We start from the raw sequence: 19,675 nt of genomic DNA, 5'->3' as shown, positions 1-19,675 counted from the left end.
TTCAGTTAGTTTTCTATCCCGCTGTTTTTCAACGCCACTCTCTCGGCAATCTTGAGGAAAGGCAGGTAGAAGAATACACCAAATACGATGATTGCCAACTGCACCACCACCGCCCGCCAGTCCCCCGCCGTGGCAAGCCAGGCGCTGAGAATTGGCGGCGTGGTCCACGGGATCATTACCACGCAGCGCGACATTAGCCCCAGCGTGGTACAGAGCCAGGCGAAGTAAATGCCGATGGCGGGCAGCAGCACAAACGGGATCATCAGCGGCAGGTTAAACACGATCGGCAGGCCGAAGATCACCGGCTCGTTGATGTTGAACAAACCGGGCGCCAGCGACAGACGCGCCACCTGCTTCGCCGATTTTTGACGGGAGAAGATAAAGATGGCGATCAGCAGCGAGATCGTGCTGCCCGTGCCGCCCACCATGCCAAACGTCGGCACGAAGATGTTATTGATGATATGCGGGATCGGCTGACCGTTGGCGAAGGCCAGCATGTTCTCGTTGGTGTTAATCAGCAGGAACGGCTCCAGCACCACGCTGTTCACCACCGACTGATGAATACCCAGCGTGAACAAGAAGTTACCGAAACTGTAGATGAAAATCGTCCCCGGTAGGCTGGTGTTGATCAGCCGCAGCGGCTGCTGGATAAAGGTGGTAATAAGATGGATCAGGTCCGTGTGCAGCACGTTTGCCAGCACTGCCGCCAGCACCGCGAACAGAGAGAGCGTGAGGATGGTCGGAATCAGCGCGGTAAAGGATTTGCTCACCGCCGGAGGTACGTTTTCCCCGAGGGAAATGTGCAGCGCCTTCAGGCGCGAAATAGCGATAAACAGTTCCGTTGAAAGCAGCCCGATCAGCACCCCGGCGAAAATCCCGGTTGAGCCAATATTGGCGAACGTCAGCACCTGGGTGACGTTCACCGCGGTATCGCTGCCGACGGGCGTAAGCTGCAGGCGCATCGGCATCATGATGATGAAGCTGCTGACGGCGATAACCACTGCCGAGACCGGATTGTCAAAATCTTTGTTGCGCGCCAGCGACCAGGCAATCATCGGCGCCAGCAGCAGCGCGGCGATGTTCAGCGTGCCGTTGATAATCGCCTCGCCCCACACTTTGAAGTGTGCGAGCGTGTCGCCGTGAAAAATCCACGGAAACACCACGTTGTTCACCAGCACCGCCAGACCGGCGAGGATGAAAATGGGCATCACCGTGGCGAAGGCGTCGCGCAGGGAGCGCAGGTGCACCTGGTTTGCCAGGCGCGCCGAAAACTCGACAAATTTATCGACAAAAGACTGCATGTGCGGTGTTATTTTTGTTTCAGACATAGCGGATAGTTCCCATCAATCAGTCACAAAAACGGCCCGGCAGCGTACGGCTTACATCTCGCGCCCGTTGGTATGGATAACCTGCTTTAACCACGCATAGCTCTTCTTCGGCACGCGCTTCAGGTCTTTCAGGTCGTGATTTTCACGGTTGACATAGACCACGCCGTAGCGCTTACGCATGTCGCCCTGAGAGCTGAGAATGTCGATCAACCCCCAGCCGAGGTAGCCGATCACCTCCGCCCCATCCTCGAACATCGCCTCCTTCATGGCCTCGATATGCGCCCGGTGGTAGTCGATACGGTAGGTGTCATCAATCGGGTTCACGCCGTCCCATGACTCAATCACCCCAATGCCGTTCTCGATCGGGAATACCGGCAGGCGCCAGTCGTTGGCGTAGCGGGTGATGATGGTGCGAAAGCCCAGCGGATCGATCTGCCAGTTCCACTCGGTGGCCTTCAGGTACGGGTTGTTTTTCTCGCCGTGCAGCAGGTAATAGTTCACCGGCGTGCCTGCCGGGATCGCATCGCTGTCCAGCGTTTTGCTGGCGTAGTAGCTGAAGGCCATATAGTCGTTTCTGGTGCGCGCCAGCAGCGCTAAATCCTCTGCGCGATAGATATCACCAAAGCCCTTCTGCTCCACCACCGCCATTACCGCCGGGCTGTAGCCCTGCCCGGCGAAGACGCGTAGCAGGTTCTGGTTGAGGAATTCGTCATACTGCTGGGCGCAGAAGATATCGCGCGGTTTGCAGGTAGCCGGGTAGATCAGCTGGTGCGCCAGCATGCCGCCCATCAGCTGGCCCGGTTTGGTCTGGTGCAGATACTCGGTCAGCGCCATGTGCGCCACCATCGTATGGTGCTGCAGCTCGTACAGCTCACGAAGGGTTTTCTCGCCTTTCATATAGCCCGAGATACGAAACGCTTCCGGCATATGGAAGATGTTCTGCTCGTTGAAGGTCAGCCAGTACTTCACGCGGTCGCCATAGCAGTCGATCATCTTTTTGCCGTAGCGGATAAAGGCGTCCATCACGCGGCGGTCGTTGAAGCCGTTGTACTCCTGCGCCAGCGCCAGCGGCATATCGAAATGGTAAAGACAAACCATCGGCTCGATGCCGCGGGCGCTCAGATCGTCGATAAAACGGTCGTAAAAGGCGATGCCCTCGTTGTTAAAATCGCCGTCACCCTGCGGGCAGACGCGGCTCCATGAAATCTGGAAGCGGTAGCAGTTCATGCCCAAATCCTGCATCAGGTCGAAATCATCCCGGTAGCGGTGGTAGGAGTCGGTGGCGACTTTCCAGTCGGAGATGTTTTCCCCGGCTTCACGAATGTCGTACACCGACATCCCCTTCCCGCCCTCATTCCAGGCCCCTTCTGTCTGCATGCTGGACACGGAGTTGCCCCATAAAAAGTTGGCCGGCAGCTGATTGTTCATGTTTCCCCCTATATGACTAGTCATTTAAAATTTCATGACTAGTCATATAGGCGAAGATGAAAGGACGATCAAAGAGGAGGATCGTTTTTTGTGAGATGGATTGAAATAATGACCAGGGAAAGTAGCCCCGGTAAGCGAAGCGCCACCGGGGAAGAAGGGGTATTACTGTACGAGCTGATTACGGCGATACTCTCCCTGCCGCTCCAGCATCCAGCCGGGATACTCGCGCGGCAGCGCGCTCACCGCATCGAGCTGCTTAAGCTCATCTTCGCTTAAGCGGATCCCGGTCGCGGCGATATTGTCGTCCAGCTGATCGACGCGTTTGGCACCAATAATCACGCTGGTCACCGCTTTCTGGTGCAGCAGCCAGGCCAGCGCGATTTGCGCGACGGAGACGCCCTTGCTTTCGGCGATAGTGCGCATTACGTCCACGCAGTCGAAGGCGCGATCTTTATTCACCGGCGGGAAGTCGAACTCCAGGCGGCGACCACCGGCTTCACTCTGCCCGTCGCGGCCATATTTTCCGCTCAGCAGGCCGCCCGCCAGCGGGCTCCAGACCATCAGCCCGACGCCTTCGCTCTGCATCATCGGCACCAGCTCGCGCTCCAGATCGCGCCCGGCAATGGTGTAATACGCCTGCAACGACGCGAAACGCGCCAGCCCAAGACGTTCAGAAATACCGAGCGCTTTGGCAATCTGCCACGCCGCCCAGTTCGAGACGCCGATGTAGCGCACGTGGCCGTGCTGCACCAGGTTATCCAGCGCGTAGAGCGTCTCTTCAATCGGCGTTGCAGGGTCAAAGCCGTGAAGCTGGTAGAGATCGATATGATCGAGCTGCAGGCGGCGCAGGCTCTCCTTCACGCTGCTGACGATGTGATAGCGCGAGCTGCCGCGCGAGTTCACCCCTGCCGTTCCCGTTTCGCCGAACACTTTCGTGGCGACCACCACGTTCTCGCGCGGGATTTTCAGGTTTTTCAGCGCCTGACCGGTGATCTCCTCCGAGCGCCCTTCCGAGTAAACGTCCGCGGTGTCGATAAAGTTGATCCCGGCATCCAGCGCGCGGCCCACCAGCTGCTCGGCTTCACTTTGCTGGAGCTGGCCAATCTTGCCCCACATGCCGCCCTCACCGCCGAAGGTCATGGTGCCGAGGCACAGTTCAGAAACGAACAGACCGGTGTTGCCCAGTTTTTGATAACGCATATGTTATTCCTCGCATGTCGATTGGGTACCCGATAGTTATACCCGCCCCTCAGCCATCGCGAATGTGGCGTTCCTGTCCGTTTCTTGCCCAATCCTCTGAATTTATCCGCGCGGGGCGTCGCCAAAGACGCTGTAGTCCGGTAATTGCACCTGCTGATACGGCTCCCAGCCGCCGCCGAGGGCCTTGTAGAGCGCCACCAGATCGAGCGCGCTCTGCACCTGCGCCTGCGCGCGCTGCTGCTGGGCCTGCGCCAGCTGTCGCTGGGCGTCCAGCACGTCGATAAAGCTGGCGATCCCCTGCCGGTAGCTGTCGCTTGCCAGGTCAAAGGCGTTTTGCAGGGCGTCGATCGTTTTTGCGAGACCCGCTTCACGCTGCTGGTCGGTGCGATAACTCACCAGCGCGTTTTCAACATCGCCGAGCGCGGTCAGCACCGTCTGGCGATAGTCCAGCACCGCCGCCCCCTGCTGCGCGCGCGCCACCTTCACGCTGGAGACCAGTCGACCGCCCTGGAAGATGGGAATAGAGACCTGCGGGCCGAAACTGTAGAAGTGGCTGCTCCAGTCGGTCAGCCAGTTAGTTTCGCTGTTGCGCAGGCCAAACTGCCCGGAGAGCGTAAAGCTCGGGAACAGCTCCGCCACCGAGACGCCGATTTGCGCCGTCGCGGCGTGGAGGTTCGCCTCCGCTTCGCGCACGTCCGGACGGCGGCGCGCCAGCGTGGACGGAATGCCCGTTTGCACAATATCCGGCAACGCGGGCATCGGCTGAGCAGACTGAAGTTCGCCATCCAGCGCCCCCGGCGGCTTGCCGAGCAGGATCGCCAGGCCGTTCATCGCCTGTCGCTCCTGCGCCTGATATTGCGGAAGCTGTGCTTCAAGGTTGCCTAACTGCGCCCGGGCGTTTTCCACGTCCATCTGCGGCGACAGCCCGCCCCGCTGGCGGCTTTCGGTCAGATCCAGCGTCTGCTGCGCGCTTTTAATCTGGGTATTCAGCGTGGCGATAATGCTCTGCGCCCCACGCAGCTGTAGCCACGCGCGCGCCACTTCGGCTTCCAGCGACACCAGCGCGTCGTTACGCTGCTCGATGGCCGCTTTCTGCTGTGCTTCAGCGGCCTCCACCTGACGGCTCACCTTACCCCACAGGTCGATTTCCCACTGGGCGTCGAAGCTCCCCTGGTAGAGGTTAACCGGCTGCGTCAGCGGCCCCAGCGCGCCTTTCAGGTTGGGATCGATGCTGTCCACCTGGTCGTACACGCCGTGGGATTTCAGCTCCCCTTCCAGCCCAAGCTGCTGGCGCGTCGCCTGCAGATTGCCGTTCACCGACGGATAAAACGCCCCGCCCGCCTGGTTAATCTGTTCACGCGCCCCGGCGATACGCAGCACCGTCTGCTGCAGCGTCAGGTTTCCGGCGATGGCGCGCTCAACCAGGCTGTCGAGCTGCGGCGAGCCGAAGGTTCTCCACCAGCGCGGGTTGGTCGCGGCGGAGGTGGTTTGCGACTTCACCGCGCTGTCGCCCTTGTCGTTCCAGTGCGTAACGGCGGGCGGTGCGGGCTGCTGGTAGTCCGGCCCGACGGCGCAGCCCGCCAGCAGCATCATTATTATCAGAGGGTGTAAACGTCTGTGTATCATCAATGTGCTCCTGCACTCCCCTCGCTCTTAACCGGCGAGAGCAACAAACAAAACGGAATCAGTAACAAGGCCACCGCGCTCAGGATGGTGAAGACGTCGATGTAGGCCAGGATGCGCGACTGCTCAATCATGGTCTGGTACATGCGCCCGGTGGCGATGCCGGTGGGATCGCCCACCTGGGTGGTGAAGTTCTGGATCGCCTGGGCGCTTTCACGAATCGCCAGCTGGAACTGCTCGTTAAACGGCGAGGCGTGGTACGCCAGATGGGCACTGTGCGCCTGCGAGCGCTCGGTGATGGCCGCCGTCGAGAGCGATATGCCAATCGAACCCGCGACGTTACGGAACATGGTGAACAGCGCCGCCGCATCGGCGTTGAGCCGCCTCGGTATCGAGATGAAGGCAATGGTGGTCAGCGGCACAAACAGGAACCCGAGACCTATCGACTGGGCGCTGCGGAACAGGACCAGCGTTTCGAAGTCGATATCCGGCGTCAGCGTGCGCGACCAGAAGAACGACACCGCCAGACAGGTAAAGCCAAAGGCAATAATCCAGCGCGTCTGCACCACCGGCATCAGCTTCAGCACCAGCGGGATAGTTAATACAATCAGCACCGCCCCAGGCGACAGCACCAGCCCGGACCAGGTGGCGGTATAGCCCAGGTCCTGCTGCGCCAGCTGCGGGATCACCACCGAACTGCCGTACAAAATCATCGCCATCCCCGCCATCAGCAGGCTGGAAATGGCAAAGTTGCGGTCCTTCATGCAGTGCAGATCCACCACCGGTTTTTTGGCATACATCAGCCAGTAAATCGCACCAATGATGCCGATCAGCGTTAATACCGCGAAAGTGCGGGTAAAGTTCGAGTTAAACCAGTCTTCGTCTTCTCCCCGGTCGAGCATCACCTGCAGACAGCCCAGCCCCAGCGCGATCAGGCCGATCCCCGTCCAGTCGATACTCAGCTTCTCTTTCGATTTGCTCTCCCACGGCGGATCTTCCAGCAGCTGGTAGATCGCCAGCACCGTCACAATCCCCACCGGAATGTTGATAAAGAACACCCAGCGCCACGAGTAGTTGTCGGTGATCCAGCCGCCCAGCGTCGGGCCGAGGACCGGCGCAACGATAATCGCAATGGAGGACAGACCAAACGCTTTGCCCCTGTCTTCGGGTTTGAAGTAGTCGAGCAGCACAGACTGCTGCGTGGGCTGCAGCCCGCCGCCAAAAAAGCCCTGCATTACGCGGAACAGGATGATCTGCCACAGCTCAGTGGCGATCCCGCACAGGAACGAGCAGACGGTAAACATCACGATGCAGATCAGGAAGAACTGCTTGCGCCCGAACACCCGGCTCAGAAACGCCGAGATGGGCAGCACGATGCCGTTCGCGACCAGATAGCTGGTTAATACCCAGGTGGATTCGTCATAGCTGGACGAGAGCGAGCCTGCAACGTGCGGCAGCGCCACGTTGACGATAGTGGTGTCCAGAATTTCCATAAACACCGCCAGGGTGACGACAATCGCCACCGCCCACGGATTACTGGCGGGTTTCCAGCTGTCGTGGCTGTGATCCGTCATTCCACCGTCACCTTCGGTGCAACCGAGAGCCCCAGCGGCAGCGGTTTGTTCGGATCGAGGCCTTTATCAATCACGATTTTGACCGGCACGCGCTGCACAATTTTGACGAAGTTACCGGTGGCATTTTCTGCCGGGAAGGCGGAGAAGCGTGAGCCGCTGCCCTGCTGAATACTGTCTACGTGGCCCTCAAGCTCCATATCCGGCCAGGCGTCGACGGACACGGTGACCTTATCGCCCGGCTTCATGCGCTCAAGCTGCGACTCTTTAAAGTTCGCGACTACCCATACGTTCGGGGAAACCAGCGAGAACAGCGCCGTTCCCGCCTGCACCAGCGTGCCGGGCTGCACGTTGCGTTTGGTGACAACACCGTCGAACGGGGCGCGGACTTCGGTGTAAGAGAGGTTAAGGTTGGCGGTTTCCAGCTGCGCTTTAGCCTGATCGACCTGACGCTCGCGCGCTTCGACGTTGGTTTCCTGCTGGCGGATTTGCAGTTGAACCTGCTCCGCCACTTCCAGCTGCGCCTGGGCGCTCGCCAGCCCTGCCTGTGCGCTACGCAGCTGTGCGTTCGCGGAATCAATGCTTTGCTGGGTGGTTGCGCGCGGGTCGACGCCGCGCTGACGGCGGTACTCCGCCTGGGCGTTTGCCAGATCGGCCTGCGCTTTCAGCACCTGCGCTTTGGCTTCGTCACGCTGGGCGGGATATTGCACCTTCGAGAGCGCCAGCTGTGCCTGCGCCTGATGCAGCTGAGCAAGCGCCAGCCCAAGCTGCGCCTGAGCCTGATCGCGCTGTGCGGTGGTATCGCGAGGATCGATAACCACCAGCAGATCCCCTTTCTTCACGCGCTGATTATCGCGCACGCGCAGCTCGGTGACGTAGCCTGCCGTCTTGGGGGCAATCGTCACCACGTCGCCGTCGGTAAAGGCGTCGTCGGTCGTCTCTTCGTTACGGGTTAAAAACCACCAGACCAGCGCCACGACGACCATTACCACCACGACAATACCGAGGATAATTAACGGTTTCTTGCCCGGGCGCTTACGCTCATTATTGTTTTTGTCCTGCTCGTCAGCAGGCGGGTTTTGATCTTCAGCCATAGGTCAGCAACGGTCCTGTCAGTGAGCGGCATCACACTATGCCGTTCACTAAAGCTAGGACGTTGCTATACGTTTGCCAGGAAAAACTGACAAATTGCGCACTATATGAGAAGGAATATTCCGAAACCGATCGCCGCGGCCCAAACCAGCATCGGAATCGACCAGACGTGGAAACGCCACCAGATACGACGGTCGTTGGCCATACGCAGAGCAATCAGGTTTGCCAGCGAACCGGGCAGCAGCCCAAACCCGCCGATGTTCACCGCCCAGGCCAGGAGCGTATCGGGCGGAACATAGTTGAGCAGCAGAATGGTGGACGGCACGTTGCTGATAAACTGCGACAGGCCAATCGCCGTCAGCCACAGTCCCGGCTGAGACAGCGTGCTGACGCTGTGCAGTACGTTTTGCAGCACCGGAAGCTGGATAAGGAGATGCACATCAATAAACATCGCCATAAAGACCAGCAGCAGCGTCCAGTCCACGCTCACCAGCACGCGACGCGCCAGGACGACAAAGCCCGCGGCAACGAGCAGGACGCCCGCCAGCTCATACTTCAGTTCCAGCGCGAACAGAAAGACGATGTATAACCCGAGACAGCTCCACACCAGACGCGGCTGCCACTGCGGGCCCGTTGTGCCGCTGTGGTACTGCAGCTTTTTATCCGGAAACGCAAACCAGCACACCGCCATCAGCGACAGCATCATCACCAGCGCCAGAGGGGCCATCTGCCAGGTAAAAGCGGCGAACGACAGACCGGACCGTCCCCAGAGAAGGATATTTTGCGGGTTGCCGATTGGCGTCAGAAGTGAGCCTGCATTGACGGCCAGCGCTTCAAAGATGATCAAGCGGCTTACCGGGATCTCGCACAGCTTACGCAGGGTAAGCGTGAGGGGCACGATGATAAACAGCGCCACATCGTTGGTCAGAAACGTCGACAGCACCGCGGCGGAGAACACCATAAACAGGGACAGCCTGCGTTCGGTGGCAAAGCGACGCACCATTTTACGTCCCAGGACGTCAAAATAGCCGCTCAGCTCAACCCCTTTGGTGAGCATCATCAAGCCGCTCAGGGTAATAATGGTGCGCCAGTCAATCGCGGCGGGCCAGGCGTGTGGGGCAAACGGCACAAAGAGGCTTAACGCTGCGCCAATGAGTAATAAGAGATGGAAAAAACGATCGCGTGCCAGGGCCTGCAGTCCAGGGATTTTCATTCAGCGGAGGGACCATATTTAAGGGTAAATTCACGAAACTTCACCAGCGTCTCTTCACTCACGTGGTGTTCCATTCCTTCCGCATCCCGGCGGGCGATCTCCGGGCTGACGCCCAGCACCAGTAAAAAATTCTCGACAAGCTGATGGCGCTCGCGGCTCTCCTGCGCGAGTTTCTCCCCTTCCGGCGTCAGAAAAACACCGCGCCAGGGGATCATTTCAATTAAGCCCACGGAGGCCAGGCGTTTTAACATTTTAGCGACTGTTGGCTGTGAAACCCCCAGCCTGGCGGCCATATCGACCTGGCGCGCTTCACCGACCTCACGGATCAGATCGGAAATGAGTTCAACATAATCATCAATGAGTTCACGCCGGTGCGCTTCACGGACCTGGCGAAAACCTTCGACATGTTCTTCAACATTCACCAGTTGCGTCGTTTTCCTCATTGTCGGATGACCTGCGCGACGGTTCATTGTACTTCCTCAGTGGGGTGACGCTTCCAGCGCCCGGTTTCGAGAGCGCACATTGTAAACCATAGCTCCGCAAGCACAAAAAATTAACGAAATAGCCATAGCTATACAATATAGCCTGTGCTATATCTGTATGTAATGCAGTCACCCTTCACGGATCGAAGGGATCAAAACTCAGGAGGTCTTATGAACGAATTCAAGAGGTGCATGACCGTGTTTACCCACTCTCCCTTTAAAGTGCGCTTAATGCTGTTGAACATGCTGTGCGATATGTTTAACAACAAACCGCACCAGGACGACAAACCTTCCCACTAAGCGGCGTTGCGGTACGCCGCTTCATTTTCCCGTCACAATCTCGCGGTAAACTGGCTTCCAGCCGCCTTATTCCCGATCTTTTTTACGGATTTGCAATCCCCTTCGCAAAACATCTGCGTAGCAACTGTTGATATTATTTAGCGCTCGCACTATCTTCTTGCAGCCCTGCACAATTTGCGGCTCGCTGAAGCGGACCCTCATTCCCTCTCCACGCACTGTCAGGCAGGTTATGACCCTTGACGCCAGGGTGAGCACATGGCGTTTTCATCCATGATAGTGACCTATGAATGTAACCCTGATAGATACCGTTGTGACCCGCAGTCGGGCCTTAAGCCCGTGGACGGGTTTTTACTTTTTGCAGTCATTACTGATTAACTTTGCGCTGGGTTACCCCTTTAGTCTGCTCTATGCGGTGGCGTTCACCTGCGTTCTGCATGTGCTGTGGCGAGCCGCACCGCGCGTGCAAAAAGCGTTAATCGGGATCTGTTCGCTGGTTGCTGCACTCTATTTCCCGTTTGGTCAGGCTTACGGCGCGCCAAACTTTAATACCCTGCTGGCGCTGCACTCTACCAACATGGAAGAGTCGACAGAGATCCTGACAATCTTCCCGTGGTACAGCTACGTGGTCGGGATCTTTATCTTCGCGTTGGGCGTTATCGCCATCCGCCGTCAGTCGGGCGAAAAAAAATCCTGGGGTAAGATCGAAATACTCTGTCTGGTGTTCAGCATTGCCGTGGCCTTTGTCGCCCCTATCCAGAATATTCCCTGGGACGGCAAGCTAAGGCTCATCAATATCGGCTATCCGGTTTTCCGCTTCGTGAAAGACGTCGTTGTGAATAATAAAGAGGTTCTCGACGAACAGGCCCGCATGGCTGAGCTTTCCAATATGAAAGACACCTGGAACGTGCTGGCCGTTAAGCCGAAATATCACACCTATGTGGTGGTGATTGGCGAAAGTGCACGTCGCGATGCAATGGGAGCCTTCGGCGGACACTGGGATAACACACCGTTTGCCAGTTCGGTCAAAGGCACACTGTTTACCGATTATGTCGCGGCCAGCGGCTCGACGCAGAAATCGCTCGGCCTGACGCTTAACCGGGTCGTCGACGGCAAACCTCAGTATCAGGATAATTTTGTCACCCTGGCAAACCGCGCGGGTTATCAGACCTGGTGGTTCTCCAATCAGGGGCAAATTGGCGAATACGATACGGCCATCGCCAGTATCGCCAAACGTGCCGACGAAGTGCAGTTCCTGAAGAACGGCGACTTTGAAGCCGACAAAAACACCAAAGACGAAGCGCTGTTGAAAATGACGGCACAGGTCTTCGCCACGCCGCGCACCCAGCCTCAGCTGATCGTACTGCACCTGATGGGGTCGCACCCGCAGGCCTGCGATCGGACCGGCGGGAAGTACGCGGAGTTTGTGCAGTCCAAAGAGACGTCTTGCTATCTCTACACCATGACGCAAACTGACGACCTGCTGAGCAAACTGTACGATCAGCTACGCAATACGGGCGACAGCTTTTCCATGGTCTATTTCTCGGATCACGGGCTGGCGTTTAAAGAGCGTGGTAAAGAGGTGCAGTACCTGGCGCACGATGACAAGTTCCAGCAGAACTTCCAGGTGCCGTTCATGGTGCTGTCGAGTGATGATAAAACGCATCGCGTTATAAAAGCGCGTCGTTCGGCAAATGATTTCCTGCAGTTCTTCGCGCAGTGGACGGGGATAAAAGCCGAGCAGATAAAAACTGCTTACCCGTTTGTCTCAAACAAGAAAGCTCCCCCAGTGTACGTTACCAACTTCAAGTTACAGAAAGTTGAATATAACCATCTGGGTACGGATATTTTTGATATTAAGAGTAAGTAGCGGTCTGATGGCCCTCAGCCCTGCGGGAGAGGGAAAAAGACAAAAAAAATCCGCCACATTGGGCGGATTTTTTATTAGCTCACCGGAGTGATTAGAAGCGGTAACCTACGCCCGCGATCCAGGTGCCAACGTCAACGTTGCGGATACGGCTCTGCTCATAGGAGAAGTCCAGAGCAACGTCCTGGATTGGGTTGAACTGCAGGCCTGCGCCATAGGAGAAACCGTAGTCGCTGTTGCTTGCAGTGCGGCTTTCGCTCTGGTTTTCAGTCTGCTGGAATTTACCGTAGCCAACACCTACAACACCGTAGATGCTCGCCCAGTCATTCAGACGGTAAGCTGGACCAGCGGTGATACCGTAGTACTGGCCTTTGTTGTATGCGCCGTTTTCAGAACGATCTTTCTCGGTGTAGGTGAAAGAACCGATCACGCCCAGTGGGTTGTTATCCTGCTCGTAGCGATACTTCAGGTTGAAACCGTTAGCTTTGTTCATCACGCCCTGATAGTCGCTCTGAGCGTAACCACCAGTAACAGTAGAAGTAGCAGCTACAGCGGTACCTGCGGAAACAGCCAGTACAGCGGCCAGTGCTGAAAGACATGCAATTTTTTTCATAACCACCTCAAATGTGATCCAAGTAAGTCCGTAAGTTTTAAATATATCAAAAAAATTTGCGAAACTCTTTGTGATTCGTGATGTCTAATGAAATCTTTCCTGTAACAGAACGTTTCCAGCGTCAGCTATCTCTTTCAAATCACATGCAATTTTCACTACTAAATGCGCATAGTGCGCGCTCGCGCCGTTACATTCATCCAGATTATTCCTAATCTATCAGGCGATAAATCCACCAGCGCTTAACCATTTTACGGATTTGACGAGGTTTTTTTTCAACAGCGCCTCAACCGTTGCCGCTTATTTCCTTTACACTGCAACCTTTACCTCATTTGACATAAGCTGACAGGAGAAAGGATGCCTGGGTTATCCCGCACGTCGTCGGTCTGGTTGCCGGTCGCAGTCATACTCATTGCCATGCTGTCCATTCAAAGCGGTGCTTCTCTTGCAAAATCGCTTTTCCCGCTGGTTGGCGCGCCTGGGGTCACCGCCCTGCGTATCGTGCTGGGCACGGCGATACTGGTGGTCATTTTCAAACCCTGGCGTCTGCGCTTCAAAAAGGAGCAGCGTTTACCTCTGCTGTTTTATGGGCTCTCCCTGGGGGCAATGAACTATCTGTTCTACCTCTCTATTCAGACGATACCGCTGGGGATCGCCGTCGCGCTGGAGTTTACCGGCCCGCTGGCGGTGGCGCTTTTCTCCTCGCGACGTGCGGTCGATTTTATCTGGGTCGTGTTAGCCGTTCTGGGATTATGGTTCCTGCTTCCCCTGGGCCAGAGTGTCGCTGAGATTGATCTGACGGGCGCCGCCCTGGCGCTGGGTGCAGGCGCCTGCTGGGCCGTCTATATACTCACGGGCCAGCGTGCAGGAGAAGAGCACGGTCCGGCGACCGTCGCATTGGGGTCACTGATCGCAGCCATCGTCTTTGTGCCTATCGGCATGGCGCAGGCCACCGAAACTATCTGGCAATGGTCCGTCATGCCCATCGGGCTGGCGGTCGCGATTCTCTCTACCGCACTCCCCTATTCTCTGGAGATGATTGCCCTTACGCGTCTGCCGACACGCATATTTGGCACCCTGATGAGCATGGAGCCTGCGCTAGCCGCCATTTCCGGGATGGTGTTTCTCGGCGAAACCCTCACATTGACCCAGACGCTGGCGCTCTGCTCGATTATCGCGGCATCAATGGGCTCGACGCTCACCATGTGCCCTGAACCTAAAGTTGAGAAGATTGATATCAGCTAAGGCCATATATTCTGCATGGCTTCCACACCATGCAGAATAAAGGCCAGAAAGGAAAATGTTATAATTTCTTACACACCTTACGCTATTTTCGAAATATCTCTCTGCATTTACATCCCTATCCGGCAATTAAGATTGATCTGTATCAACTTAAAAATTATCCATTAATTTCAATAAATTAAATTCTCAACCGCTTTCTCACTATTAAACCGATAGGCACAGCCAAACCGCAGACAAAAAATCCGGTGCTATACTTAGTTCCGTAATTACCTGGGACATAAACATCAAGAGGATATGAGATTATGAGTACCGCTAAACTGGTGAAAACGAAAGCGTCTAATCTGCTTTATACCCGTAACGATGTATCGGATAGCGACAAAAAAGCGACCATTGAGCTGCTGAATCGCCAGGTGATCCAGTTCATCGATCTTTCGCTAATCACCAAACAGGCCCACTGGAATATGCGCGGTGCAAACTTTATTGCCGTTCATGAAATGCTGGATGGCTTCCGCACAGCACTGGTTACCCACCTCGATACGATGGCTGAACGTGCCGTTCAGCTAGGCGGCGTGGCGCTGGGTACTACGCAGGTGATCAACAGCAAAACGCCACTGAAGAGTTATCCGCTGGATATCCATACCGTTCAGGATCACCTGAAAGAGCTGGCGGACCGCTACGCGATTGTGGCAAATGACGTGCGCAAAGCGATTGGCGAAGCCAAAGACGAAGATACCGCAGACATTTTCACCGCCGCGTCCCGCGACCTGGATCAGTTCCTGTGGTTTATCGAATCTAACATCGAATAATTTATACGTTTTTTCTATCAAACCCTCGCCCTCCGGTGAGGGTTTTGCACATCTATGGTGCACAGTTTTTGTCTGCACACCTGCAAAAGTGAACGAAATGTAATAATCACTTCACACAACCGTTAACGGAAGATTGTTTTTTCGTCAGAATTTACGCTAAATATCTCCCCGTCAGTTGAGCCAAACGAAGCGCACCAAAACAGTGCTTCACTTTGGTGCAATAAAAGCTCATTGCCCCATTTATTGTGCAATGCATGACATCATCCCCTTTGCAAAACAATAGCTTGTAAAGTTGGCACGATTTTTTCATTGTGCCACCTGTTCTCGCAGGGGATCGCCCCGTGGATATAAAAGGAAATGCTATGAAGTCTGTATTAAAAGTTTCACTGGCTGCACTTACCCTGGCTTTTGCAGTGTCCTCTCAGGCTGCCGACAAACTGGTTGTGGCGACCGACACGGCGTTCGTTCCGTTTGAATTCAAACAGGGTGATAAATACGTTGGTTTTGATGTGGATCTGTGGGCCGCTGTCGCAAAAGAACTCAAACTGGATTACACCCTGAAGCCTATGGATTTCAGCGGCATCATCCCGGCACTGCAAACCAAGAACGTTGATCTGGCGCTGGCCGGCATCACCATTACCGATGAACGTAAAAAAGCGATCGACTTCTCTGACGGCTACTACAAAAGCGGCCTGCTGGTCATGGTCAAAGCCGATAATAACGACGTAAAAAGCGTGAAAGATCTCGACGGCAAAGTGGTGGCAGTGAAGAGCGGCACCGGTTCTGTTGATTACGCGAAAGCAAATATCAAAACCAAAGACCTGCGTCAGTTCCCGAACATCGACAACGCGTATATGGAACTTGGCACCAACCGTGCTGACGCTGTTCTGCACGATACGCCTAACATCCTGTACTTCATCAAAACAGCCGGTAACGGCAAGTTCAAAGCCGTGGGTGAGTCTCTGGAAGCACAGCAGTACGGTATCGCCTTCCCGAAAGGCAGCGACGACCTGCGCACGAAAGTTAACGGCGCGCTGAAAACGCTGAAAGAGAACGGCACCTATAACGAAATCTACAAAAAATGGTTCGGTACCGAGCCTAAATAATAAGACGTAAAAATGACGTTCACTCGGGGGCGACCTTTCGCCCCTGCTATTTTTGAAACACGGTAACAGTAACAGGAAATTATCATGCAGTTTGACTGGAGCGCCATCTGGCCTGCCATTCCTATCTTGCTTGAAGGCGCAAAAATGACCCTGTGGATTTCGGTCCTGGGTCTGGTTGGTGGGTTGATTATCGGTCTTGTCGCCGGTTTCGCTCGCACCTACGGCGGCTGGATCGCAAACCACATCGCACTGGTTTTCATCGAAGTGATCCGCGGCACGCCTATTGTCGTGCAGGTCATGTTCATCTACTTCGCCCTGCCAATGGCGTTCACCGACCTGCGCATCGATCCGTTCAGCGCAGCCGTCGTCACCATTATGATCAACTCAGGCGCCTATATTGCGGAAATCACCCGCGGTGCGGTGCTGTCGATTCATAAAGGTTTCAGTGAAGCCGGTCTGGCGTTAGGTCTTTCTCGTCGCGAAACGATCCGCCACGTTATTCTGCCGCTGGCGCTGCGCCGCATGCTGCCACCGCTCGGTAACCAGTGGATCATCAGCATCAAAGATACGTCGCTGTTCATCGTTATCGGCGTGGCCGAGTTGACCCGTCAGGGTCAGGAGATCATTGCTGGCAACTTCCGCGCGCTGGAAATCTGGAGTGCGGTAGCCGTTGTCTACCTGATCATTACTCTGGTTCTGAGCTTCGTTCTGCGTCGTCTTGAAAGAAGGATGAAAATCCTGTGATTGAATTTAAAAACGTTTCCAAGCACTTTGGCCCAACCCAGGTGCTACACAATATCGATCTGAACATTAAACAGGGTGAAGTGGTGGTGATTATTGGGCCATCCGGCTCCGGTAAATCCACCCTGCTGCGCTGCATCAACAAGCTGGAAGAGATCACCAGCGGCGATCTGATCGTCGACGGCCTGAAGGTGAACGACCCGAAAGTGGATGACCGTCTGATTCGCCAGGAAGCGGGCATGGTGTTCCAGCAGTTCTACCTGTTCCCGCACCTGACGGCGCTGGAAAACGTGATGTTTGGCCCACTGCGCGTGCGCGGAGCCAGCAAAGCGGCGGCGGAAGCCCTGGCAAAAGATCTGCTGGCAAAAGTTGGTCTGGCAGAACGTGCGCACCACTACCCTTCCGAGCTGTCCGGTGGTCAACAGCAGCGTGTGGCGATTGCCCGCGCCCTGGCGGTCAAACCGAAAATGATGCTGTTTGATGAACCTACGTCCGCACTCGACCCGGAGCTGCGTCACGAGGTGCTGAAAGTCATGCAGGATCTGGCAGAAGAAGGGATGACGATGGTGATCGTGACCCACGAAATCGGCTTTGCTGAGAAAGTGGCGTCCCGCCTGATCTTTATTGATAAAGGCCGTATCGCGGAAGACGGTAACCCGCAGGAGCTGATTGCGAACCCGCCGAGCCAGCGTTTGCAGGAGTTCCTGCAGCACGTCTCCTGATCGTTAGCTTCTCACATAAGCCGGGCATGCCCGGCTTTTTTACGCCAGATTGTTCCCAAAAATCCTCCTCCTCGCCTCGACTTCTATACTTATCATTTTGTTCGACATTTTCACCGGAGGACGCCGTGCCGTGGATCCTGTTGCTGTTGATTAGCCTGTTTAGTGCGCCATCGTTCGCCGTCGCGATCCCCGGTGTGACCACCGGAACAACCGCCAGCCAGCAAAGTACGCCGCCGCCGGAGCCGGATGTTAAACAAAAAAAAGCGGCCTATAGTGCGCTGGCCGACGTCCTTGAAAACGACACGTCCCGACAGGAACTCATAGGTCAGCTGCGCAAAGCCGCCGCCACGCCGCCTCAGGAGTCGGTGCCAACCCTCACCCCTTTGCAGGTGGAGGAGCAAAAAACGGTGCTGGAAAACGTCACCGACGTGAGCCGCCACTACGGGGAAGCGCTCTCCTCGCGCTTCGCTCAGCTTTACCGCAACCTGATCGGCTCGCCGCATAAGGCATTTAACCCGCAAACGTTTACCGCCGCCGCCACGCAGTTCCTGATGCTGGCGGGTGCGGTATTTCTTTTTTACTGGCTGGTGCGCCTGTGCGCGTGGCCGCTGTACCGCAAAATGGGGCAATGGGGACGCAGGAAGAATCAGCAGAAAAGCAGCTGGCTGCACCTGCCGTTGATGATCGCCTCAGCGTTTATCATCGATTTACTGCTGCTGGCGTTGACGCTGTTTTTAGGCCAGATGCTGGCCGACAGGCTGAATGCAGGCAACAAAACCATCGCCTTCCAGCAGTCGCTTTTCCTGAATGCCTTTGCCCTGATTGAGTTCTTCAAGGCGCTGCTGCGGCTACTCTTTTGTCCGCACGTCCCGGAGCTGCGTCCTTTCTCTATTCGGGATGCGAGCGCGAAGTATTGGGCGCTGCGTCTGAGCGTGCTCAGCGGATTGATTGGCTACGGCCTGCTGGTTGCCGTGCCGATCATCTCCAACCAGGTGAACGTCCAGTTCGGGGCGCTGGCAAACGTGCTGATCATGATCTGCATTACCGTCTGGTCGCTGTACCTTATCTTCCACAATAAAAAAACAATTACCCAAAGCCTGCTGAATCTGGCCGATCGCTCCCTCTCGTTCTTTAGCCTCTTTATTCGCGCGTTCGCCCTGGTGTGGCACTGGCTGGCAAGCGCTTACTTCATCGTACTGTGCTTCTTCTCGCTGTTTGATCCGGGCAATAGCCTGAAATTTATGATGGGGGCGACGTTCAAAAGCCTGGCCATTATCGGCATCGCGGCATTCGTGTCGGGGCTGCTGTCGCGCTGGATCTCGAAAACCATCACCCTGTCGCCGCAGGTCCAGCGTAGTTACCCGGAACTGCAAAAGCGGGTAAACGGCTGGATGTCGGTATCGCTCAAAGTGGCGCGCATTCTCACCGTCTGCGTGGCGATTATGCTGCTCCTGAATGCGTGGAGCCTTTTTGATTTCTGGAACTGGCTGCACAACGGTGCGGGTGAAAAAACGGTTGATATCCTGATTCGCATCGCGCTGATCCTGTTCTTCTCCGCCGTCGGCTGGACGCTGCTGGCGAGCCTTATTGAGAACCGTCTGGTCTCGGATATTCACGGCAGGCCCCTGCCCAGCGCGCGGGCAAGAACGCTGTTAACCCTGTTCCGCAACGCGCTGGCGGTGATTATCAGCACCATCACCATCATGATCGTGCTGTCGGAAATCGGCGTGAATATCGCCCCGCTGCTGGCGGGTGCCGGTGCCCTGGGGCTGGCCATCTCCTTTGGTTCGCAAACGCTGGTGAAGGATATTATTACCGGCATCTTTATTCAGTTTGAGAACGGGATGAACACGGGGGATCTGGTGACTATCGGGCCGTTAACCGGCACCGTGGAGAGGATGTCCATCCGTTCGGTTGGCGTGCGTCAGGACACCGGGGCGTACCACATCATTCCCTGGTCTTCGATCACCACCTTCGCCAACTTTGTGCGCGGCATTGGTTCCGTTGTGGCGAACTACGATGTGGATCGCCACGAGGATGCGGACAAAGCAAAGCAGGCGCTGCGCGCTGCGGTAGAAGAACTGATGGAGATGGAGGATATTCGCGGGCTGGTGATCGGAGAGCCGTCATTTGCCGGCATCGTCGGGCTGACGAACACGGCATTTACCCTGCGCGTGTCGTTCACCACCCAGCCGCTGAAGCAGTGGACGGTGCGCTTTGCGCTCGACAGCATGGTGAAGAAACACTTTGATCTGGCGAACGTGCGGATGCCCGTGCAGACCTATCAGGTATTGCCGCCGCCCGCATCGCCGCTCCCTCCGCAGGAGCCGACGCTGTAACCGAGCCG

Annotated in this window: 17 protein-coding genes; 8 read left to right on the top strand and 9 right to left on the bottom strand. The window is 56.1% G+C overall.

Translation table 11 applies throughout. From position 1 onward, the window contains the following. Positions 1–5: 5 nt before the first annotated feature. From V1566_RS09845 to mntR, 8 genes are all read right to left on the bottom strand, one after another. Positions 6–1,328, bottom strand: a complete 1,323-nt coding sequence (locus tag V1566_RS09845; RefSeq protein WP_395305733.1) for a PTS sugar transporter subunit IIC — start codon at positions 1,326–1,328, stop codon at positions 6–8. A 51-nt stretch (positions 1,329–1,379) separates the two neighbouring features. Next, a complete protein-coding gene (locus V1566_RS09840; RefSeq protein WP_395305732.1) occupies positions 1,380–2,756 on the bottom strand; it encodes a glycoside hydrolase family 1 protein in 1,377 nt (458 codons plus the stop codon). A gap of 162 nt (positions 2,757–2,918) precedes the next feature. Next, positions 2,919–3,956, bottom strand: coding sequence for an aldo/keto reductase (locus tag V1566_RS09835; RefSeq protein ID WP_395305731.1), 1,038 nt, complete (start codon positions 3,954–3,956; stop codon positions 2,919–2,921). A gap of 102 nt (positions 3,957–4,058) precedes the next feature. Beyond that, the gene (locus V1566_RS09830) at positions 4,059–5,582 is read right to left on the bottom strand and encodes an efflux transporter outer membrane subunit (RefSeq protein ID WP_395305730.1); all 1,524 of its coding nucleotides are present in this window, start codon (positions 5,580–5,582) and stop codon (positions 4,059–4,061) included. Then, the gene (locus tag V1566_RS09825; RefSeq protein ID WP_219323813.1) at positions 5,582–7,153 is read right to left on the bottom strand and encodes a DHA2 family efflux MFS transporter permease subunit; all 1,572 of its coding nucleotides are present in this window, start codon (positions 7,151–7,153) and stop codon (positions 5,582–5,584) included. Before V1566_RS09825 ends, V1566_RS09830 begins: the two co-directional genes overlap by 1 nt. Then, entirely contained in the window at positions 7,150–8,244 is a 1,095-nt protein-coding gene (locus V1566_RS09820) for an HlyD family secretion protein (protein ID WP_214579145.1), read from the bottom strand. The genes V1566_RS09825 and V1566_RS09820 overlap by 4 nt, the downstream gene beginning before the upstream one ends. 101 nt (positions 8,245–8,345) lie before the next feature. Further along, entirely contained in the window at positions 8,346–9,455 is a 1,110-nt protein-coding gene (locus V1566_RS09815; RefSeq protein ID WP_252043801.1) for an anion transporter, read from the bottom strand. Then, on the bottom strand, positions 9,452–9,925 hold the full coding sequence (gene mntR, locus V1566_RS09810) for a manganese-binding transcriptional regulator MntR (protein ID WP_023310887.1): 474 nt from the start codon (positions 9,923–9,925) through the stop codon (positions 9,452–9,454). The genes V1566_RS09815 and mntR overlap by 4 nt, the downstream gene beginning before the upstream one ends. 183 nt (positions 9,926–10,108) lie before the next feature. Between mntR and mntS the strand changes: the two genes are divergently transcribed. Together mntS and V1566_RS09800 are read left to right on the top strand one after the other, a co-directional pair. Continuing rightward, on the top strand, positions 10,109–10,237 hold the full coding sequence (mntS, locus tag V1566_RS09805; protein ID WP_014831181.1) for a manganase accumulation protein MntS: 129 nt from the start codon (positions 10,109–10,111) through the stop codon (positions 10,235–10,237). A 283-nt stretch (positions 10,238–10,520) separates the two neighbouring features. Next, positions 10,521–12,104: a phosphoethanolamine transferase gene (locus V1566_RS09800; RefSeq protein ID WP_395305729.1), complete on the top strand. Its 1,584-nt coding sequence runs from the start codon at positions 10,521–10,523 to the stop codon at positions 12,102–12,104. Between the two features lie 91 nt (positions 12,105–12,195). Here V1566_RS09800 and ompX read toward each other — a convergent pair whose 3' ends face one another. Further along, a complete protein-coding gene (gene ompX, locus V1566_RS09795) occupies positions 12,196–12,714 on the bottom strand; it encodes an outer membrane protein OmpX (RefSeq protein ID WP_023310884.1) in 519 nt (172 codons plus the stop codon). Positions 12,715–13,068: 354 nt separating this feature from the next. Between ompX and rhtA the strand changes: the two genes are divergently transcribed. The 6 genes from rhtA (at position 13,069) to ybiO (ending at position 19,667) form a co-directional block, all read left to right on the top strand. After that, positions 13,069–13,956, top strand: coding sequence for a threonine/homoserine exporter RhtA (rhtA, locus tag V1566_RS09790; protein WP_395305728.1), 888 nt, complete (start codon positions 13,069–13,071; stop codon positions 13,954–13,956). 299 nt (positions 13,957–14,255) lie between these two features. Then, positions 14,256–14,759: a DNA starvation/stationary phase protection protein Dps gene (gene dps, locus V1566_RS09785; protein WP_010428924.1), complete on the top strand. Its 504-nt coding sequence runs from the start codon at positions 14,256–14,258 to the stop codon at positions 14,757–14,759. 362 nt (positions 14,760–15,121) lie between these two features. Then, on the top strand, positions 15,122–15,865 hold the full coding sequence (glnH, locus tag V1566_RS09780) for a glutamine ABC transporter substrate-binding protein GlnH (protein ID WP_023310880.1): 744 nt from the start codon (positions 15,122–15,124) through the stop codon (positions 15,863–15,865). Positions 15,866–15,949: 84 nt separating this feature from the next. Beyond that, complete coding sequence (glnP, locus tag V1566_RS09775; RefSeq protein ID WP_014169254.1) at positions 15,950–16,609, top strand: glutamine ABC transporter permease GlnP; 660 nt, start codon at positions 15,950–15,952, stop codon at positions 16,607–16,609. After that, on the top strand, positions 16,606–17,328 hold the full coding sequence (gene glnQ, locus V1566_RS09770; protein WP_023310879.1) for a glutamine ABC transporter ATP-binding protein GlnQ: 723 nt from the start codon (positions 16,606–16,608) through the stop codon (positions 17,326–17,328). The genes glnP and glnQ overlap by 4 nt, the downstream gene beginning before the upstream one ends. A gap of 125 nt (positions 17,329–17,453) precedes the next feature. Beyond that, the gene (gene ybiO / locus V1566_RS09765; RefSeq protein WP_395305727.1) at positions 17,454–19,667 is read left to right on the top strand and encodes a mechanosensitive channel protein; all 2,214 of its coding nucleotides are present in this window, start codon (positions 17,454–17,456) and stop codon (positions 19,665–19,667) included. Positions 19,668–19,675 lie beyond the last annotated feature (8 nt).

Origin of the sequence: Enterobacter sp. ECC-019, from assembly GCF_043974075.1 — a bacterium.
GTDB lineage: Bacteria > Pseudomonadota > Gammaproteobacteria > Enterobacterales > Enterobacteriaceae > Enterobacter > Enterobacter asburiae_D.
Note: the sequence above shows the minus strand (reverse complement) of the source record. Positions and strands in the feature narration are given on the sequence as shown.